Origin of the sequence: Rhodococcus sp. T9N, from assembly GCF_024436645.1 — a bacterium.
Taxonomy (GTDB): domain Bacteria; phylum Actinomycetota; class Actinomycetes; order Mycobacteriales; family Mycobacteriaceae; genus Rhodococcus_F; species Rhodococcus_F qingshengii.
Map to the genome: position 1 here is coordinate 220,949 of NZ_JAMSKS010000007.1, position 17,747 is coordinate 238,695.

20 protein-coding genes and 1 tRNA gene are annotated in these 17,747 nt (G+C 63.0%); 9 read left to right on the forward strand and 12 right to left on the reverse strand.

Annotation, left to right across the window (positions count from 1 at the left end):
- Nucleotides 1–45: 45 nt before the first annotated feature.
- Entirely contained in the window at nucleotides 46–729 is a 684-nt protein-coding gene (locus M1L53_RS14700; protein WP_003943876.1) for a YceI family protein, read from the reverse strand.
- Between the two features lie 246 nt (nucleotides 730–975).
- Between M1L53_RS14700 and M1L53_RS14705 the strand changes: the two genes are divergently transcribed.
- Together M1L53_RS14705 and M1L53_RS14710 are read left to right on the forward strand one after the other, a co-directional pair.
- Nucleotides 976–1,149, forward strand: coding sequence for a hypothetical protein (locus M1L53_RS14705; RefSeq protein ID WP_167398190.1), 174 nt, complete (start codon nucleotides 976–978; stop codon nucleotides 1,147–1,149).
- Between the two features lie 98 nt (nucleotides 1,150–1,247).
- The gene (locus M1L53_RS14710; RefSeq protein WP_232319100.1) at nucleotides 1,248–2,735 is read left to right on the forward strand and encodes a DUF1254 domain-containing protein; all 1,488 of its coding nucleotides are present in this window, start codon (nucleotides 1,248–1,250) and stop codon (nucleotides 2,733–2,735) included.
- Nucleotides 2,736–2,787: 52 nt separating this feature from the next.
- Here the strand turns inward: M1L53_RS14710 and M1L53_RS14715 are convergent.
- From M1L53_RS14715 to M1L53_RS14730, 4 genes are all read right to left on the reverse strand, one after another.
- Nucleotides 2,788–2,878, reverse strand: a tRNA-Ser gene (locus M1L53_RS14715).
- A 56-nt stretch (nucleotides 2,879–2,934) separates the two neighbouring features.
- Nucleotides 2,935–3,126 carry a CsbD family protein gene (locus M1L53_RS14720; protein ID WP_003943869.1) on the reverse strand — a complete coding sequence of 64 codons (192 nt, stop codon included), beginning with the start codon at nucleotides 3,124–3,126 and terminating at the stop codon, nucleotides 2,935–2,937.
- Between the two features lie 138 nt (nucleotides 3,127–3,264).
- A complete protein-coding gene (locus M1L53_RS14725) occupies nucleotides 3,265–3,726 on the reverse strand; it encodes a nucleoside deaminase (RefSeq protein ID WP_003943976.1) in 462 nt (153 codons plus the stop codon).
- Entirely contained in the window at nucleotides 3,727–4,266 is a 540-nt protein-coding gene (locus M1L53_RS14730; RefSeq protein WP_003943823.1) for a tRNA adenosine deaminase-associated protein, read from the reverse strand.
- A 48-nt stretch (nucleotides 4,267–4,314) separates the two neighbouring features.
- On the opposite strand from M1L53_RS14730, the gene M1L53_RS14735 reads away from it, so the two are divergent.
- Nucleotides 4,315–5,289, forward strand: a complete 975-nt coding sequence (locus M1L53_RS14735; protein ID WP_031332706.1) for a prephenate dehydrogenase — start codon at nucleotides 4,315–4,317, stop codon at nucleotides 5,287–5,289.
- A 26-nt stretch (nucleotides 5,290–5,315) separates the two neighbouring features.
- Here the strand turns inward: M1L53_RS14735 and M1L53_RS14740 are convergent, their stop codons facing one another.
- Complete coding sequence (locus tag M1L53_RS14740) at nucleotides 5,316–5,903, reverse strand: putative glycolipid-binding domain-containing protein (protein WP_073512852.1); 588 nt, start codon at nucleotides 5,901–5,903, stop codon at nucleotides 5,316–5,318.
- Nucleotides 5,904–6,141: 238 nt separating this feature from the next.
- On the opposite strand from M1L53_RS14740, the gene M1L53_RS14745 reads away from it, so the two are divergent.
- From M1L53_RS14745 to M1L53_RS14770, 6 genes are all read left to right on the forward strand, one after another.
- Nucleotides 6,142–7,287: a DNA cytosine methyltransferase gene (locus tag M1L53_RS14745; RefSeq protein WP_030535749.1), complete on the forward strand. Its 1,146-nt coding sequence runs from the start codon at nucleotides 6,142–6,144 to the stop codon at nucleotides 7,285–7,287.
- Entirely contained in the window at nucleotides 7,284–8,144 is an 861-nt protein-coding gene (locus tag M1L53_RS14750; protein ID WP_003943911.1) for a hypothetical protein, read from the forward strand. Before M1L53_RS14745 ends, M1L53_RS14750 begins: the two co-directional genes overlap by 4 nt.
- 10 nt (nucleotides 8,145–8,154) lie before the next feature.
- Nucleotides 8,155–8,559 (forward strand): very short patch repair endonuclease, encoded by a 405-nt coding sequence (locus M1L53_RS14755; protein WP_019746481.1) that lies wholly within the window; start codon nucleotides 8,155–8,157, stop codon nucleotides 8,557–8,559.
- 10 nt (nucleotides 8,560–8,569) lie between these two features.
- Entirely contained in the window at nucleotides 8,570–9,259 is a 690-nt protein-coding gene (locus M1L53_RS14760; RefSeq protein WP_007731663.1) for a DUF998 domain-containing protein, read from the forward strand.
- Nucleotides 9,260–9,338: 79 nt separating this feature from the next.
- Nucleotides 9,339–10,583: a S9 family peptidase gene (locus M1L53_RS14765; RefSeq protein WP_050655591.1), complete on the forward strand. Its 1,245-nt coding sequence runs from the start codon at nucleotides 9,339–9,341 to the stop codon at nucleotides 10,581–10,583.
- A 98-nt stretch (nucleotides 10,584–10,681) separates the two neighbouring features.
- Nucleotides 10,682–11,884 (forward strand): DUF6461 domain-containing protein, encoded by a 1,203-nt coding sequence (locus M1L53_RS14770; protein ID WP_030535753.1) that lies wholly within the window; start codon nucleotides 10,682–10,684, stop codon nucleotides 11,882–11,884.
- A 73-nt stretch (nucleotides 11,885–11,957) separates the two neighbouring features.
- Here the strand turns inward: M1L53_RS14770 and M1L53_RS14775 are convergent, their stop codons facing one another.
- From M1L53_RS14775 to M1L53_RS14800, 6 genes are read right to left on the reverse strand one after another with little or no spacing between them, the layout of a single operon-like run.
- Nucleotides 11,958–13,136, reverse strand: a complete 1,179-nt coding sequence (locus M1L53_RS14775; protein ID WP_050655592.1) for a cation:proton antiporter — start codon at nucleotides 13,134–13,136, stop codon at nucleotides 11,958–11,960.
- A 34-nt stretch (nucleotides 13,137–13,170) separates the two neighbouring features.
- Nucleotides 13,171–13,800 (reverse strand): pyridoxamine 5'-phosphate oxidase family protein, encoded by a 630-nt coding sequence (locus tag M1L53_RS14780; protein WP_054188634.1) that lies wholly within the window; start codon nucleotides 13,798–13,800, stop codon nucleotides 13,171–13,173.
- On the reverse strand, nucleotides 13,797–14,612 hold the full coding sequence (locus tag M1L53_RS14785) for an ABC transporter ATP-binding protein (RefSeq protein ID WP_050655593.1): 816 nt from the start codon (nucleotides 14,610–14,612) through the stop codon (nucleotides 13,797–13,799). The genes M1L53_RS14780 and M1L53_RS14785 overlap by 4 nt, the downstream gene beginning before the upstream one ends.
- On the reverse strand, nucleotides 14,609–15,661 hold the full coding sequence (locus tag M1L53_RS14790; RefSeq protein ID WP_020905855.1) for an iron chelate uptake ABC transporter family permease subunit: 1,053 nt from the start codon (nucleotides 15,659–15,661) through the stop codon (nucleotides 14,609–14,611). Before M1L53_RS14790 ends, M1L53_RS14785 begins: the two co-directional genes overlap by 4 nt.
- Complete coding sequence (locus M1L53_RS14795) at nucleotides 15,658–16,701, reverse strand: iron ABC transporter permease (protein WP_050655594.1); 1,044 nt, start codon at nucleotides 16,699–16,701, stop codon at nucleotides 15,658–15,660. Before M1L53_RS14795 ends, M1L53_RS14790 begins: the two co-directional genes overlap by 4 nt.
- On the reverse strand, nucleotides 16,698–17,732 hold the full coding sequence (locus M1L53_RS14800; protein ID WP_050655595.1) for an iron-siderophore ABC transporter substrate-binding protein: 1,035 nt from the start codon (nucleotides 17,730–17,732) through the stop codon (nucleotides 16,698–16,700). Before M1L53_RS14800 ends, M1L53_RS14795 begins: the two co-directional genes overlap by 4 nt.
- Between the last annotated feature and the right edge of the window lie 15 nt (nucleotides 17,733–17,747).

The following is a 17,747-nucleotide window of genomic DNA, read 5'->3' on the forward strand; positions in this document are numbered from 1 at the left end:
TCTTCCCTGCCCGCCCCGAAGCAGTGCGAATCGGGTGGACGTAATTCAGCTCGCGGCGAGTGAGACCAGGAAGTCCACCGAGCCGCTGCCGTCGACGGTGACGAAACCGAGGGACGGAGGCTCGACTCCGAAATCGGTCCAGGTGACCGGAATCGAGCCCGATGCGATCAGCGAATCACCCGAATGCAGCACGGTCATGTCGACCGACACCGGCTTGGACTGACCCTTGAGCGTCAGCGTTCCTGACACCGTGACCGTCGCCGTTGTTCCGTCCGTCGGTACAGCAGACAAGTCCACCGGCGAGTCGATCGTGAACGTCGCCGTCGGATACGTGCTGGTATCCATCACATTGCCTGTGAACTGGCCGTCGCGCCGATCCGAGTCGGTCTTGATGCTTGCCACCTGCACCGTTACTTCGCCGGAAGTGAGCTTTTCACCCTCGACAACCGCGTTTCCGCTCACCTCGCCAGTGGTTCCGACGACGGTCACACTCGATCCGTTGAGAATCTCGTGCACGGTGTACCCAGCTGCCGTCTGGTTGTCCCCCTGCCCGGCGACGACGGTCCATTGCCCGTCGATCGATCCGGACGCCGCCTCCGCGCCCTCAGTGGACACCACGGCCGCCGGTGCATCGTCTTCAGCGATGAACTTCCCGTACGCCCACGGCCCCACGAGCAGGGCGAGTACGACCACAACTACTGCTCCGCCGATCCACCAGATCTTTTTCATGGGCTCGACGATAGTTGCAGCTTCAACAGTTGTCAGGACTTACGACCTGGGAGAACCCTGTGAAAGTGCTCCACGAACATCGAAGGGTGAGCCGCGTCTACAGCCATTAGTAATCATTTGGTAAAGTCGACTGTGCATTCCGGCCCCCAGCCTGGAATGCCTGGGCCGTGCGCATCGAATCATGCATCGATCCCGATGCGCACGGTCTGCCCGAAACACGAATCACACCGATCGAGGGAGCTCGCGATGGCGGACCTGACGCTCCTGACCGACGACGAGTTACGCGAGCGTCGGATCGCCCTCAGTCGATCCCTCACTACCGCAGCAGATTTGATCCCCACCCCGCCACCTTCGTTCTTCGAGAAGCTGAAGCAGGACATCGATGCCGCCGCTGCAGAGTGGATCGCCCGCCGCTACTGAACGTTCGAATTGCGCACACAGAACCGGTTTTCGATTTCCTCACCGGTTCACCCCGCAAGGGTGATGATGCAGCGGACGGTCACCGGCACCATGACTTCATGGACTCCCCGACCGACTCAATCGCACAAGGTTTCACGCCGGCACACGCTCAACTGGCGAGATCGGCCGGAGTTCCAGCAACGCTCGCCGCTGAGAGTTACGTGGAAGCCCTCGCCCGGATCGTCTATTACTGGGGCTATCCAGCTGTGGACACCTTCGGCCGTACAAACATGTGGGAGATCATGGATGGCAAGACCGGACTCCAACTCGGTCTTCTGCCAGGCGCCGCCAAGAATTACACAGGTGCCCTCACCGACTACATGAGCCCGGCGCAGCGGTGGGTCGTCTCACCCAACAACGACACGATCTACGGCGCAGGATTCGCCGATCTCACCGACGAAACCGCAGTGATACAGACCCCGACCGAGGTACCCGACGGCCATTACTGGACTATCCAGATCGTCGACGTGCTGACCAATGTGACTCACCAACTTGGTTCGGCGACAGGCACTCCCGGCGGAAAGTTCCTTCTGGTCGGACCTGATTGGGATGGCGAGTTGCCGGAAGACTTCCTCGATGTGCTTCGATCACCGACGAACGTGGCTGGTGTCTTCCCTCGCAGTTTCGCAGCACGTTCCGAGGCGTCCAAGCAGCAGGCGCGGTCGGTGCTCGACCAGATCGGCATGTACCCGTTCAGCGAGGATCGCCCCGGCCCGCGGTCCTTCGGCTACGAGGCCCACGCCGCGAACTCGATCTACCCTCAGGGCGTCACCGCCGAAATGTTGGCGGCCGATCCCGACGCCAGTCGACCTCAATGGGTGAAGCCGGAATCTTTCTGGACCGATCTTGCAGCAATGCTCGATTTCAACCCGACCATGGGCGCAGCAGACACCCCGATGGCTGATCAAGCCAAGACGCTTGTCGCACTGCATCGTTCGGACAAGTCGTACCGAGCGCTGCTCGACCGCGCCGCGCTCCGCGCCGACGTCGCCCTCCATCAATCGGCGAGCTACGTCCAAACCGGGGTCGACGCAGGCAACGGATGGCAACGGCAACGCAACAGTGGCCTGTGGGGCACCGACTGGTTCGGACGGGCGCTCGCGGCCGTCATCTACATTTACGTCAACGACTTTCACGAGGCTGTCTACCTCATCCGGGGTACCGACCACGACGGAGCGTTGCTCCACGGCCGCGAGCGGCACACCATGACCTTCACAGAAGACGCACTCCCACCCGTCGACCGCAGTCGCGGCGGCTTCTGGTCTCTGACCATGTACGACAAGGACGCATTTATGCTCGCCGACGCACCGGGTAACCGCGTCAACCTCGGCACCGTCAATCTCGACGCGGGCGATCTCGTCTTTCGTGACGGGAAGCTCACCTTGCACCTGTCTCACGACGAGCCGACCGATCCGGATGCTCGTGCCAACTGGCTACCCGCTCCGCACGACGAATTTCGACTGATCATTCGCAGCTATGTCCCCGACAAATCAGTCCTCGATGAAACCTACCGATTCCCCGACGTCGTCCGAGCAACGGGACTATAGGCGCCACCAAGCACAAAAAAGCTCCCCACCTGCGTGAACAGGTGGGGAGCTTTGGCGGTGGCGGAGGGATTTGAACCCTCGGACGGGGGTTACCCGTCACACGCTTTCGAGGCGTGCTCCTTAGGCCGCTCGGACACGCCACCGTTGGTGACTTTACCGGATGGAGTGCCCGTGGCTGAAATCGCCAGGTGGAGCGGTATTACGTGAGCTTGTCCTTGATGCTGGAAGCGGCGTCCTTGACCTTCTCGCCTGCATCCTTGACGGCCGATTTCACCTGGTCGCCCTTGCCTTCGTTTTCGAGGTCCCGGTCACCGGTAGCGCTGCCAGCAGCTTCCTTGGCCTTGCCCCCGAGGTCTTCGGCCTTGTTCTGAGCCTTGTCTGCGATTCCCATGAGTACTCCTCTGTGAACGCGAACGAATCGCCTTCCGACGATCCGCCGATGCCCTGACGGCATCTGCCTCCACCATGCCCTCGATTGATGGATCCGGCTACCCGAGTGTGCGATCACTCTCGATGGGGAATACCGAATTCAGGCCCGCTGCTCGCGGAAGAAATCTTCCAAAAGCCCAGCGCATTCGTCCTCGAGGACCCCGCCGCGCACCTGCGGCCGATAGGTCAATCTTTTATCTCGAACTACGTCCCATAATGATCCGACGGCTCCGGTTTTCGGCTCCCACGCCCCGAAAACGACCCGAGAAACCCGGGCGAGGACCAGAGCGCCCGCACACATCGTGCATGGCTCGAGGGTCACGGCAAGCGTCGCACCTTCCAGGCGCCAGCCGTCACCGTAGGTTTTTGCGGCAGCACGCAACGCGAGGATTTCGGCGTGCGCGGTCGGATCGGACGACGCTTCCCTGGCATTGGAGGCCCGAGCAACTTCGACGCCGTCTGCGTCGAACACCACTGCCCCGACCGGGACGTCTGCGTCGGAGGCGGAACGTGCGGCCACGATGGCCGCACGGATCATGCGCTGATCGTCAGCAAGAGTCATCTAGCGCGGGAGCTTGTCGAGCGCTGCGCCGAACTCGGATGCGAACCCGAGTCGCTGCGCGATCATCCCCAACTGCTCGTCCGGATAGAGATCGGTCTCGGCCGCGATGACGGCGAGCACGGGTTCCGGCAGGCCCAGATCGGCCAGCACGGACAGATCGCCCTCTTCCCAGGGTTCGACATCGTCGAGGTCGTCCGGGTCGATGTCGGGGATCTCGATGTGCAAGGCGTCGAGGACGTCGGCCGCGATGTCGTAGTCGATGGCGGCGGTCGCGTCGGAAATCAGCAACTGCGTGCCCGACGGCGCCGGACGCAACACGATGAAGAACTCGTCGTCGACGTCGAGAAGACCGAAGACGGCACCCGAACTTCGCAGCTCACGCAGCTGCGTTTCGGCGGCCGAGAGCGAGGTCAACGCGTCGGGCGTCAGTGCCTTGACCGTCCAACGCCCCTCTTCACGGACCACCGCGACACCGAAGCCTTCAAGCTCCTCCGACTGGTTCGAAGAGGCGCTCTTGTTACCCGCGCGCTGTGCACCCATGGCGCAACGGTAGCCCGCCTGGTGCCAGTGAGTGAAGTCCGAGCATCGATGTGCCAACCTGAACTCGTGTCTGCGATCGATTCCGCCCCACCAGTCTGCGTTCTCGGCCTCGGATTGATCGGCGGTTCGCTACTTCGCGCCGCCGTCCGATCCGGCCGCCGGGCGTGGGGTTACAACCGTTCCAGCGAGTCCGCCGACGCGGCCCGAGCCGACGGTTTCGACGCCGACACCGATCTGGTTTCAGTGCTGCAGAGAGCAAACGAAAGCGGCGCGATCATCGTGATCGCCGTGCCGATGCCTGCCGTCGACGCCACCTTGGAGGCAATCGCCGCGCATGCGCCCGACAATCCGATCACGGACGTCGTCAGCGTCAAGGGTGAAGTGAAGGCCGCGGTCGAACGAGCGGGCTTGAGCGCCAAGTTCGTGGGCGGTCATCCGATGGCGGGGACGTCAGCTTCGGGTTGGGCGGTCGGGGATGCCGATCTGTTCGTCGACGCGGTGTGGGTCGTTGCCACCGACGAGGGCGTCGACGCAGACGTGTGGTCGCAGGTCGCCGACCTTGCACTCGACTGCGGCTCGGTCGTCGTGCCGGCCGAATCTCTGGAACACGATCGAGCAGTCGCGCGAATCTCGCATCTGCCTCACCTGCTCGCGGAAACGCTTGCGATCACCGGAGCTGCCGGAGGCGAACTGGCTCTCGGGCTGGCTGCCGGATCATTTCGCGACGGCACTCGCGTGGCCGGGAGCGCTCCTGGCCTGGTGCGGGCGATGTGCGAGGGCAACCGCGACGCCCTGCTGGTCGCGCTGGACGAGGCGCTCGACCTTTTGCAGGGCGCACGTACCGATCTGCTCGACAACGGCTCGACGGCACGATTGGTGGACGCAGGGTTCGCGGCGCGCGGCGCCTACGAGTCGCACGAGCGGTGGGACATCGAAGACGTTCAGGCCGGAGAACCCGACTGGATCAACCGGATGCGAGACGCCGGTCGACGCGGCGGCGTCATCCGGCGATCCGCAACCTAGAACTACGCAACCTGGAGATACGAAACCTAGATACGAGTTGCCAGACCCGGGTAGTCGAGGACAAAACCTTCGGTGTCGACGGACAGCGTCGAGCTGGACACCGGGGACAGCACACTGATTCCGTCGGCGCCGGAGCTGTAGGTGATGGTCGCACCCTCGACGCGCAGGTCGAGGAGATTGACGTAGACGACCGGGACCTCGGCGTCTTCGATGTCGTTCTGCAAGCCGACGCGGCGGATGGGCAGCGTGTTGAAGAACGGGCTGAGGATCACGTCGACATCGAGTGCGCCATCGAACGCAGAGCGCTGGTGACTGGCGCCGTTCTCGACCATCCAGGTGCCTTCTTCGTCCCGGCTGATCGACATCTGACGCTCACCGGCGGCCAGGGCGGTCCGCACGGACAACCGGCGGGTGATGCCGGCCTCGTCGGTGACCAGGTCGTACGACGCGCTGAATGCCGGGTGCTCACTGCAGGCTCCACCGATGATCCGGCCGGAAGCCTTGATGCGATTTCCGTTCAGCTGCACACGAACAGACTCCATACGAGGAGCGTTGTGGGCCTGCCAGGTCAATACCGCGGGCCAGGACGCGTCACCGGAAGGTTGGATGCTCACCCGACCACGGTAATGGACGAACGGGCACGGAGCACCGCTGGTTCGGGTTATTGCTTCGATCAGGGACCTTTTAGGGACTTCGATCGGCCCCGAAGATCTCGATGTAAGGCGTTTCACAACGGTTCTTCCGTAAGGAGCACGCCGCGGACCGAATAGTTGGCAAACGGTGTCGGAGTTCTCGAGTACCGTGCTTCTAGGTCGGTTCGTGAGGAAGGGTGCTGTGACGTCGTCGCGGAGCATGGTGGGTTTGTTTGCCGGTATCGGTGGTCTCGAGTTGGGGCTCTCGGAACATGGGTGGAACACCGAACTGCTGTGTGAAATCGATCCGGGCGCGCAGGCGGTTCTCCGTTCGCGTTTCGCCGACGTGCCGTTGCACGGTGACGTCACCAAACTTCGCGCGCTGCCCAGTGACATCGAATTGGTGGCCGCCGGTTTCCCCTGCCAGGACCTCTCTCAGGCCGGCAAAACGGCAGGCATCACCGGCGCACGCTCAGGCCTGGTGGACGAGGTGTTCCGTCTGGTCAAGCGCAAGAAGGGCCCGCGCTGGCTGTTGATCGAGAACGTTCCGTTCATGCTCCAGCTCGGCAAGGGCGCCGCCATGCGGCACATCACCGACGCCCTCGAAGACCTCGGATACACCTGGGCGTACCGGGTGGTCGACGCCCGCGCCTTCGGACTCCCCCAGCGTCGCCAGCGAGTCATCATGCTTGCCTCGCGCACAGATGATCCCCGCGAAATCCTGTTCGGCCAGGACGCCGGCGAGCGCCTGGGTGGCGATCCCGCGGACTACCCCTGCGGCTTCTACTGGACCGAAGGCACTCGCGGTCTCGGATGGGCCGTCAATGCCGTGCCGACGCTCAAGGGCGGCTCGTCCGTCGGCATCCCCAGTCAGCCGGCAGTCCGGTTGCCGTCAGGTGAGATCGTCACTCCCGGTCTAGTCGATGCCGAGCGACTGCAGGGTTTCGATCCCGACTGGACGCTGCCGTCCGTCGAGGTTCCCGGCCTACGCCACAGCCATCGCTGGAAGCTCGTCGGCAATGCCGTGAGCGTGCGGATGGCGTCGTGGGTCGGTGGCCGGTTGAGCGATCCCATCGAATACGACGCCGCGGGCGAGACGCCACTCGAACCGGGCGACGCCTGGCCGAGTGCGGCCTGGGGCCGTAACCGCCAGGCCTTCCGCGTCCATACCTCGACCTGGCCGGTCCAGTACGACTACGAGGATCTGAGCGGCTTCCTCGAAGACACGCGGTTGCTGTCGGCTCGGGCCACCGCCGGCTTCCTCAAGCGCGCACGCATGGGTAATCTTCGGTTCATCCCCGGTTTCATCGAGGACGTCGAAAGCCATCTCGAGCGGATGGGCGGATACCCCGAGGCCGCAGCATGACGGACTCGCTGTTCCCCGAACCTGAAACGCTGTTTTCCGAACCGGAACACGAACCACTGTGGAGTGCACTGCAACTCGCGGGCGACAAGCCCCCGGCCGACGCCGATCGCGGCGAGAAGAAGAACTACGCCCAGCGACTGTCCAATCAACTGGCACAGACGGTGGCCGACGCTCTGCGTCCGCTGTATCCCAACATCACCCCGACGGCGTCCGGTGAAGGCCAGGAGGCAACAGTCGATGTCGCCAAGGGCCGAAAGCGCTTGGATGTCAAGGCACTCGACCCCACTCTCGGCCTGATCCTCTGCGTCTCCATCAAGACGTACAACTTCCAGGACTACAGTCCCCGCAGCGGCAAGCTGGGACGGTGGACCAAGAACATCGTCCGCAACGACCACGAATTGCGTGGCGAGGCAATGGTTCTGCATCAACGTCAGCCGTACAGCGTGTTGGTCGCCGTCATGTTCGAGCCGTACGCCACGTGCGACGACGGCGACCCGACCAAGACCAGCGACACCGGCAAATCCTCTTTTGCACACCACGTCACGACGCTCTCGAAGCGCTCGGGCCGAGGCAAGCGCGCGGTGGTCGGCGTTCCGGGAAAGGCCTGGGTGGATCTCGGCGCCGAGGACACCCGCTACGACCTCTTCGAGAAGGTCTACATCGGACTCTACGAACCCGATGGCGCAGTTCGGTTCTTCGACGTCGACGAGCCGCCGCCGCGCAACGGACGCCCCACCGAAGCTCAGACGCTCTCGTTCACCGACTTCGTGACCGTCGTGCACGGTGAAGTGGAGCGTCGCAACAGGTTTGCGCCCACCTGGTCCGATCCCGAAGACAGCGAAGATTCCGACGGCTGAGGGAACCACGGTGCCTGCGACGGATCCTGCCACCAGCGCTCGGATGAGCGCTCAGCGTCGGCGCGACACCAAACCCGAAATCGCACTTCGACGCGAGCTGCATCGACGCGGACTCCGGTACTTCGTGGATCGGGCGCCTGTCAAAGGTGTTCGCCGACGGGCCGATCTGGTATTTCCACGCCGCAAAGTCGCGGTGTTCGTGGACGGATGCTTCTGGCACAGCTGCCCGCAGCATGCGACGTTTCCCAAGAACAACGCGCAGTGGTGGACGGACAAGTTGGCCGCCAACGTGGTTCGAGACCGCGACACCGATGCACGTCTGGCAGAGCAGGGTTGGACCGTCATCCGCATCTGGGAGCACGAAGATCCGCTGGTAGCGGCCGAACGCGTCCAGAAAGCCCTGCTCGGTCCGTAAGCTCGATTTCGTGAAGGAACGCAACGTTGCGCGGTGGGGTTTGGTGGCTGCGCTGGCTCTGGGCGGAATCGTCTACTCGTCGTGGATTCTCGAATTCTTCCTGGACACCGGCCTCGACCCGGTGACATCGTTCCTCAGCGAACTCGATGCCGAGAACCAGAAATACCGCGATGTCTTCGGTAACGCCGATGTCCTGTCCGCAATCTTGATGTTGATCTCCGGAGCGCTGGGCCTGCTGATCACGCCCCGGCGAAGGCTCTACGTCACGGGCTGGATTGCGCTGGCAGTGTTCGGCATCGCGACCATCGCCGACGCGTCGTTCCCCCTCGAATGCTCGGGCGAGGGTTGCCCGTCGAGCGCACCCGACGGTCTACTTCCGCAGCTCCACCATGTTCACGCGTTGACGAGCAGCGTGGCGGTCTTCGCGATCTTCACCGCGATGATCGCATTCACCGTGGGAGCGTTCAGGTATCGCGAGCACCCTTCTTTGCGGACGACGGGTCTGACCATTCTGATCCTGACTTCCCTTGCGACGGTGTGGATGTTGACGACCAACAGCATCGAAGTCTCCGGCGGCGGTAATCTCGGACTGGGTATCGCTCAACGTGCGCAGGTGCTGGGAATGTCGTTGTGGTTGTGCACCCTGGCATTTGCGATGTCGAGGCCGCCATCCACCGGGCTCCCGGCGTCGCCGCGCTGACAGGTTTTCCGGCAAGCGATTCGGGCGATCCTGGAACTACAACTGAAAATGGCTGCCCCGAACTAGCGAAGGTGTGCCCATGTCTCTCGCGTCGTCGTTCTTCGCCCATCCGCACCAGGCGTTCACTGCTGGTTTCTATCGCAACGAATCCTTCGACTTCGAGCTACGAGTCGTTCTCGGGCAAGCCACCTTCGGCGCGGCAGACACCGGCGAAGTGCTCTCGGCCATCGCTCACGTCGGCGAGAAGGACCTCGAAGGCTGGTACGAGGCCTGGTTCGACCTCGGCACACGGGTATTCGGGCAGGCAGTAGAGGCAGCCGAGGCCGGGCATTCGCGAAGCGCGTCCAACGCGTACCTGCGGGCGGCGTCGTACTTCGGTGTGGCGATCAACGCAGTCGACGGTCTCAGCGACGATTCGGTTCTGGTCCCCACTTTCAAACGTCACCGACAGGCGTGGGACCGCTTCGTCGACACCACCGCCCAGCCCGTCGAACGCGTCCGGATCCCTTACGAGGACACCTACCTGCCCGGGTACTTCTTCCGGCCGCCCGGGGACGTGCGACGGCCGACGTTGATCATGGTGAACGGTAGCGACGGCCCGATCAGCGGGCTGTGGGGGAGCGGCGGTGCCGGGGCGCTCGAGCGGGGCTACAACGTGTTGATGTTCGACGGTCCCGGTCAGCAGTCGATGCTCTTCGAGCGCAACATCCCGTTCCGTCACGACTGGGAAGCCGTCATCACGCCCGTCGTCGACTATCTCGTGGACCGGCCGGACGTCGATGCGTCGAAGCTGGCGATGTACGGGATCAGTCAGGGCGGGTACTGGGTGCCGCAGTCGTTGGCGTTCGAGCATCGGATCGCGGCAGCGATCGCCGATCCGGGGGTCGTGGACGTGGCCGCGTCGTGGCTCGCCCACATCCCCAAGAACATGCAGAAGCTGCTCGACGAGGGGAAGTCGGAGGCCTTCGACCGCGACATGGCGATAGGGCTGGGAATGAAATTCTCCAAGGACAGCGCCCGAATCTGGCGTTTCCGAGCGCGTCCGTACCTCGCCGACGGCTACTACAACACTCTCGCCGAGGTTCGGAAGTACCACCTCGAACACGTCGCCGGCTCGATCTCCACTCCCCTGCTCATCACCGATCCGGAAGGCGAGCAATTCTGGCCCGGTCAATCCAAGCGGCTTGCCGCCCTCGCCGGCGGACCGACGACGGTGGTTCCCTTCACCGCTGCCGAGGGCGCGAACTTCCACTGCCAGCCCATGGCGAGGCGTCTGACGGATCAGCGGATGTTCGACTGGCTCGACGCGCAGTTGGATCTCTGAATCAGGCCCTCGAATCAACGATCGAATGATGGCGTATTTGCTGTGCGCTCGATGGAGTTCGGCATTCGTCGGGTATCGATCTGTGGAAGCGTGCGAGTGTGCCTACCTATCACGACTATGTGTGGATTCAGCAGTACCTCAACACGAGCCTGTCTCTCGGGTACTGCGCTGCACTCATCCCTCGGTCCACTCCCGCACAGGTGTTGAGTGCCCTCGGCGCCGACGAGAACACACAATCGGAGGCAATCGGGATCGCCGAACTCGGCGAGGTGATGTCCGATCTCACTGAACAGCCCGAGACAGCCGGGGCTGGGCAGGTAGTCGCAGTCGCGGCGGTGGGCGACGACAGCACACTGTTGATGCAGATCAACGGCGGTTCCTTCGCTATCTCCGAAGAATTGATGCGGCCCCTTCTATCCGATCGCGAGGTGGCTTCGCACTATCTCAGCGTCAATGCCGACAGCCAGTTCATCTGGTGGTCGAACGGCACACGCGTGGCTGAATTCGAACTCTTCGGATCCAGCCCGGTGGTCGGGGACGATCGGATGGTGGATTTGATTCTCGATGTCGGCGGAATCGGAATCGACGATGACGCCCAAGGCTATGCAGGTGAGCATGCGTTGGAGGGCGCCTTTGCTCTCGCCGAGCAGATCACCGGCGTCGCAGTCCCCGCCTCGCTATTCGTGGAAGGCCAATTTATGGTGGCCGTTGTCCCCAAGTCAGGACAGTCCCCCTCGGCAGATGTGCCATCTGAGGCTTCTCCGCGAAAGTCGCCCGCTGCGTGGAGCGAGGTAGCGCGACGTTACAAAGCGGCGGAACGGATTCCGCTACATGGGGTGATGTTCCGCGGGCGACCCCCCGGCGGTCGTCCCTCCGTGCGACTCGAATTCTGGTTCAAGCCGCGCACCTGCATCCGTCTCGAAGACGAGCAGGGAGTGCTGTTTCTGCAGAACCGACAGAAGCAGACGTGGTTCCGCACCGACGGGGTCCTCGAACGACGAAACGGCGGATACAGTCTCGACATCCATATCGAACAACTTCTCCAGATACACAGAACCTGGCCGTACACACCTTTCGCCGACCTACGCCCACCCGACACGACAGGGCGGGAAGTAGAGGTCGACGGGCGGAGAGCGTGGGAATTCGCGATGCCACCGGATTGGGCCGGCCGTGATGCCACGGTGGCGTTCGACGCGGAAACCGGGATCCCTTTGCGGTGGGCGGACCGAACGGGCAGCCATGAGATATCGGCGCTGGAAACCGGTATCGACGTCGACGACGGCTTTTTCTCCGGCCCCTGATAATCGAAGCAAGCGAGGCGTCTGACTGATCAGCGGATGTTCGACTGGCTCGACGAGCAGTTGGATCTCTGAATCAGGACACTTTCTCTTTCTTCGTCAACAGAGTGGCAATCATCGGCAACAGCAGAACCGTGATCGCCCCGGCCGCGACAAGAATCGACGCGTTGTCCGAGGACATCTGATGCGCGTCGACGGCCGCGCCCGTGACCGCCACGATCATGGGCAGGCCGGTAGCCCCGTACAACGCGACTTGCGCACTTTCGCGCGTGGTGAAGGGTGGTTCGACCTTCTCGAACTTGGTCACGAAGAACACCGGCACGCCGCGGACTGCAACGATCAGGATCAAAAACGCAATCAGTATGCCGGGACTGGCGGCGACCGCCGAGACGTCGATCGCCATGCCTGAAGTGATGAAGAAAATCGGGATGAGGAACCCGAAGGCGATCCCGTCGAGCTTGATCTCGAGGCGCTCGTCGCCCTCTGGCATCAATCGCCGCAGGATGAAGCCGGCGGCAAATGCACCGAGAATGACGTCGAGTGAGAACACAGCCGACAGCACTCCGAGGCTGACCAACAACAGAACGGTGAGGCGGACCGTCGTCTGCGCCGTCGTGTCCGCCCCTGCCCGCACCAGGCGATGTGTCCACGAGCCTTCGTGAATCAGCTTGCCGGGCAGCACCGCAACGATGACAGCGATCAAGGCGAAGACGGCAAGAACGATCAGCGACAGCACGGCACCACGGGCACTCAGCAGCACCGCCATCGCGACGACCGGCCCGAGCTCGCCGACGGCCCCGTGGTTGAGGACGGTCTTACCCAAGCGTGTGTCGAGGAGTTTGTTGTCCTTGAGGATCGGCAGCAGCGTGCCCAGAGCGGTCGACGTCATCGCGATGGCAACAGCGGCTTCGGCGGAGATCACGTTCCTCATGCCAAGCAGCGCGACCACCGTGAACGCCAGCGCGAGGCAGAACAGCCACGTGTAGAGCGCTCGACGTCCGCCGCGCCCACTGAGTTCCTGTCGGTCGATCTCGTAGCCGGCGAGCAGGAACAGCATGCCGAGGCCGAGTTCGCGCAGGATGCCGACCGCTTCGCTGTCAGCTGCGATGTTGAGGGCGAACGGCCCGACCACTGCGCCCGCGACCAGTAGCAACACCACTTCGGGAACCAGTCGACGCGGGATCAGGCCCGCGACTATCGGCGCAATGGCCGCGATCAGCGCAATCCAGAACAGCGAGGAGGCAATTGAAGGCACGGATCATTATCGGACATAGGTGACGGATCTGCGCTCAGTACAGGTACTTGCGGTACGCCTCTTGTCTGGCGGGTTCGAGGTCCTCGACGCGCAGGCTGTGTTGCTCCGCCATCATGTCGCGCAGACTCGGCACCTCATCGGATGCGGGCCACGTCGACGGATCCCACAGCTTCGCCCGCAGAATTGCTCTCGCGCAATGCAGATACGCCTCGTCGATCTGCACGATCACCGCAAGCTGTGCAGGCTTGCCGTTCATCGCCATCGAATCCAACAGATCAGGATCGGTGGACAGAGTCGCCGTGCCGTTGACGCGCACGATCTCGTCGTGCCCGGGCGCGAGAAAGAGGATCCCCACGTGAGGATTCTCGATCATGTTCCGGTACGAGTCAGCGCGCCGGTTGCCCGGACGATCCGGGAGCACGAGCGTCTTCTCGTCGGGAAACAGAACCTGACTGACCAGGTCTCCACGCGGCGAGCAATCGCAATTTCCGGCCGCATCGGATGTCGCGAGCACAAAAAACCGTGCCTGCTCGATGAATTCACGGATCAACGGAGTCGTGTGAGCGGTCTGCTTCTCCATGATCGTCGGATGGGGCTGTCCGAGAATCGCATTGAGTTGTTCCGCGGATTCGATCCGCCCGCCCGGGGCGTTCGACGCCGTCACGTCGACACGTCGTCGAGCACGTGGTGGCGCCCGAGCGGCAACACCAACGGCTTACCCGACATGGGGTCGGGGATGATTCGGCTCTCGAGACCGAACACGGTGCGGACGTTGTCGCTCGTGAGCACCTCGGCAGGATCACCCGCCGCGTAGACCCGGCGATCGGCCATGGCGACGAGGTAGTCGGCGTAGCGGGCGGCGAGATTGAGATCGTGCAGAACCATGACAATCGTTGTACCCCGAGTCCGGTTCAGGTCGGTGAGCAGGTCCAAGACCTCAACCTGGTGGCTCACGTCCAAGAAGGTGGTCGGCTCGTCGAGTAGAAGCAGATCGGTTTGTTGGGCGAGCGCCATCGCAATCCACACACGTTGGCGCTGACCACCGGAAAGCTCGTCCACCGATCGTTCGGCCAATCCGGTTGTGTCCGTGGCCGCAAGCGCCTCGGCGACAGCTGCGTCATCCTCGCGGCTCCACCTCGACAGCACCCGCTGATGTGGATGACGACCACGGCCGACGAGATCGGCGACAACTATCCCTTCCGGTGCGATCGGTGACTGCGGCAGCAGACCGAGCGTGCGAGCGAGCTTCTTCGCAGGCAGGCGATGAACATCCTTGCCGTCCAACAGAACATGACCGCTTCGGGGACTGAGTAGCCGCGACATCGACCGCAGCAGTGTCGATTTGCCACACGCGTTGGCGCCCACGATGGTCGTGATCTTTCCCGGCGGCACCGCGAGGTCGAGCGATTCGACGACGGTCCGTCCTCCGTAACCGAGTTCGAGGTTTTCGGCAGTCAGAGTATGGGATTCGGTCACAGCGAACCTCCCGTTCGGTTGGAGCGAATGATGAGGTAGACGAGATACGGCGCTCCCAGCGCGCCAGTCACCACGCCAACGGGGTAGCGGGTGCCGAAGGCGTACTGTCCGCAGAAATCGGCAACTAGCACCAGCAGCGCTCCGACCAGCGCCGACGGAATCAAAAGTGATGTTCCCGGACCGACGATGCGGGCGGCGATGGGCCCTGACAGAAATGCGACGAAGGCGATGGGCCCCGCAGCGGCAGTGGCAAAGGCGATGAGTCCGACGGCCGCAATGATCGACAGAATGCGCGTTCGTTCCACTCTGACGCCGAGCGCTTGTGCTGCGTCGTCACCGAGCTGGATGGTCGAAAGGTTGCGCGATTGGCTCAGCAGCACCGGTCCGAGGACAACCAGCGCCAGGACCACGGGAACCGTCGAACCCCAGTTGGCACCGTTGAGACTGCCGGTGAGCCAACGCATCGTCTCCTGCAGATCCCACGCGGCGGCGGTACTGAGCAGGTAGGCGGTGACGCTGTCGAGCATCGCGGCGATGCCGATACCGATCAGGATCAGCCGAGTGCCCGCTACACCGTCTCGGAAGGACAGAACGTAGATCAAGACTGCGACGCCCAGACCGACAGCGATCGCGAAGATCGAGACCTGCGAGCCGCCGAGCGAAAGCGAGATGATCGCGAAAGCCGCTGCAGCGCTTGCGCCCGAGCTGATCCCGATGATGTCGGGGCTCGCGAGCGGGTTGCGCAGCATCGTCTGGAACGTGATGCCGCCCAAGCCGAAACAGATTCCGGCGACCACAGCGAGGACAGCGCGAGGCAACCGGAGGCGGCCGACGGTGAACGAGGCACCAGGCACGTTCTCCCCCAGCACGACCCGAAGCACATCTGACGGCGGGTAGAAGGTTTTTCCCACCATCAGAGTGACCGCGAAAGAGGCGACGGCGAGGACCGTCAGCACGGCAATCACGATGCGGCGGCGTCTACCTCGTCGGATACGGCTTGCTCCGACTGCGTCGACCTCGACTTCGGGAGTAACGAATGTAGTGGTCACAGCTCACGTATTTTCTGACGGCGGACTATGTAAATGAAGAAGGGCGCTCCGATGAGCGCGGTGATGATGCCGACGTCGATTTCGCTCGGCCGGGCGACAATTCGTCCGAGAATGTCGGCGGCGACGAGAAGGCCGGCACCTGTCAGCGCAGAAAACGGTAGTAGCCAACGGTTGTCGATACCGATCAGCAGGCGGCACAGATGCGGGACAACCAAACCGACGAAGCCGATCGGTCCGGCAATGGCAGTGGCTGCACCGCAGAGCAACACTGCACCGAGCGCTGCCACTGCACGAACCACCGCGACGCGTTCGCCGAGACCTGACGCAACCTCGTCGCCGAGCGCAAGAGAGTTGAGACTGCGCGCTGACAGCAGACAGATCACGAAGCCGACAATGAGGAAAGGCAGACCCTGCCGGATCACCTCGAAACTCGCGCCACCGACGCCGCCGATCTGCCACGAACGAATGTTGCCCGCAATATCGTTTCGCGGCAGCATGATCGCAGTGATGAACGAAGCAAACGCAGCCGATGTTGCGGCCCCGGCAAGAGCCAACTTGAGTGGCGTGGCTCCACCTCGCCCGAGTGACCCGACTACGTAGACGAACAATGCCGTCCCGGCTGCACCGAGTACGGCCACCCAAATCATGCTGGTCTGGGTCCACAATCCGAACCACGCCATTCCGATCACCACGGCGAGCGAAGCGCCCATGTTGACGCCCAGGATTCCGGGATCCGCCAAAGGGTTTCGGGTAATCCCCTGCATCACAGCGCCGGCAAGACCGAGCGCAGCTCCCACGATTATCGCGAGCACCGTCCGCGGAATGCGCTTGGCAATCGCACCCTGACCGATGTTGTCCGTTGAACCGCCTAGTGCGGCAACGATATCGGACCAGTCGACCTCACGAGAGCCGATGACGATCGAAGCGCACATGAGCACCGCGAGGACAACGAGAAGGGCGATCAACCACAGCGAATTGCCGAACGTCGGGCGCCGCGTATCGCGAGCGCCCGACGTCGAATCCTGCGAGGTTACAGTCACTCCGACTTTCCAGCGGCCCCGGCGAGCAGATCGACGTAGTCGCCGAGTACCCACGAAATTGCGAGTGGAGTCGGGTTGGCCGCCGTTCCCATCGGCCCGGTTCCATTGAGGAACACGATCGCGTTGTTGGCGACGGCAGGCATCTGCGAGAGCAGCGGGTCAGCCTTGAGTGCGTCGACAAGTGCCTGGTCACCGTAGGTGACGATCAGTTCGACGTCGTCGAAGACGTCCACACGCTCCGCACTGACCTTCTTCGAGAACTCACCACCCGTCGAGGCGTCGGCAACGCTCTTCGGCGTCGAAAGTCCGAGGTCCTCGAAGAACGCGGCGCGCGTGTCGTTCGCCGTGTAGAAGCTGACCTGGCTCAGATCAGCGGTGTCGACGTGCGTCAGGAACATGGTTGCCTTGCCGGTAAGCTGCGGATGCGAGGCAACCTCGTCGGCGATCTCCTTTTCGATGGTGGAGATCAGTTCCTGCCCTTCGGATTCCATGCCGAGGCCCATGCTGTTGAACTTGATGACGTCGCGCCACGACGTCGCCCACGGCCCCTCGGGATACGCCACAACCGGAGCGATCTCACTGAGAGTGTCGTAGTCCTCCTGCGTCAATCCGGAGTACGCGGCAAGAATGACGTCAGGGTTCGTATCGGAGACGGCTTCGAAGTCGATGCCGTCGGTCTCGTCGAAGAGCACCGGCGGCTTCGCGCCAAGGTCGTCGAGCTTTTCCTCGACCCACGGCAGCATTCCGTTGCCGTTGTCGTCACCGAAAGTCGCCGCTGCCATTCCGACGGGAACCACGCCGAGAGCAAGGGGCACTTCGTGATTGGCCCAGGCAACGGTGGCAACTCGCTCCGGCTTGGCGTCGATCGTCGTAGTTCCGAAAGCGTGCTCGATCGTGACGGGGAAGGAGCTGGATCCGCTTCCGGCGTTGCCGCCGTCGGCGGTCTCCGAGGAGTCGGAACTGCAAGCTGTCATGCCGAGGGCGACTGCGACCGCTGCTGCGGCCACCGCCAAGAAGCGTTTTGAACGCATGAAAACAGAACTCTC

What these genes read in the sequence shown, in the direction of transcription:
- M1L53_RS14700 (WP_003943876.1), bottom strand. Translation starts at nt 729, where the DNA reads ATGAAAAAGATCTGGTGGATCGGCGGAGCAGTAGTTGTGGTCGTACTC.
- M1L53_RS14705 (WP_167398190.1), top strand. Translation starts at nt 976, where the DNA reads ATGGCGGACCTGACGCTCCTGACCGACGACGAGTTACGCGAGCGTCGG.
- M1L53_RS14710 (WP_232319100.1), top strand. Translation starts at nt 1,248, where the DNA reads ATGGACTCCCCGACCGACTCAATCGCACAAGGTTTCACGCCGGCACAC.
- M1L53_RS14720 (WP_003943869.1), bottom strand. Translation starts at nt 3,126, where the DNA reads ATGGGAATCGCAGACAAGGCTCAGAACAAGGCCGAAGACCTCGGGGGC.
- M1L53_RS14725 (WP_003943976.1), bottom strand. Translation starts at nt 3,726, where the DNA reads ATGACTCTTGCTGACGATCAGCGCATGATCCGTGCGGCCATCGTGGCC.
- M1L53_RS14730 (WP_003943823.1), bottom strand. Translation starts at nt 4,266, where the DNA reads ATGGGTGCACAGCGCGCGGGTAACAAGAGCGCCTCTTCGAACCAGTCG.
- M1L53_RS14735 (WP_031332706.1), top strand. Translation starts at nt 4,315, where the DNA reads ATGTGCCAACCTGAACTCGTGTCTGCGATCGATTCCGCCCCACCAGTC.
- M1L53_RS14745 (WP_030535749.1), top strand. Translation starts at nt 6,142, where the DNA reads ATGGTGGGTTTGTTTGCCGGTATCGGTGGTCTCGAGTTGGGGCTCTCG.
- M1L53_RS14750 (WP_003943911.1), top strand. Translation starts at nt 7,284, where the DNA reads ATGACGGACTCGCTGTTCCCCGAACCTGAAACGCTGTTTTCCGAACCG.
- M1L53_RS14765 (WP_050655591.1), top strand. Translation starts at nt 9,339, where the DNA reads ATGTCTCTCGCGTCGTCGTTCTTCGCCCATCCGCACCAGGCGTTCACT.
- M1L53_RS14800 (WP_050655595.1), bottom strand. Translation starts at nt 17,732, where the DNA reads ATGCGTTCAAAACGCTTCTTGGCGGTGGCCGCAGCAGCGGTCGCAGTC.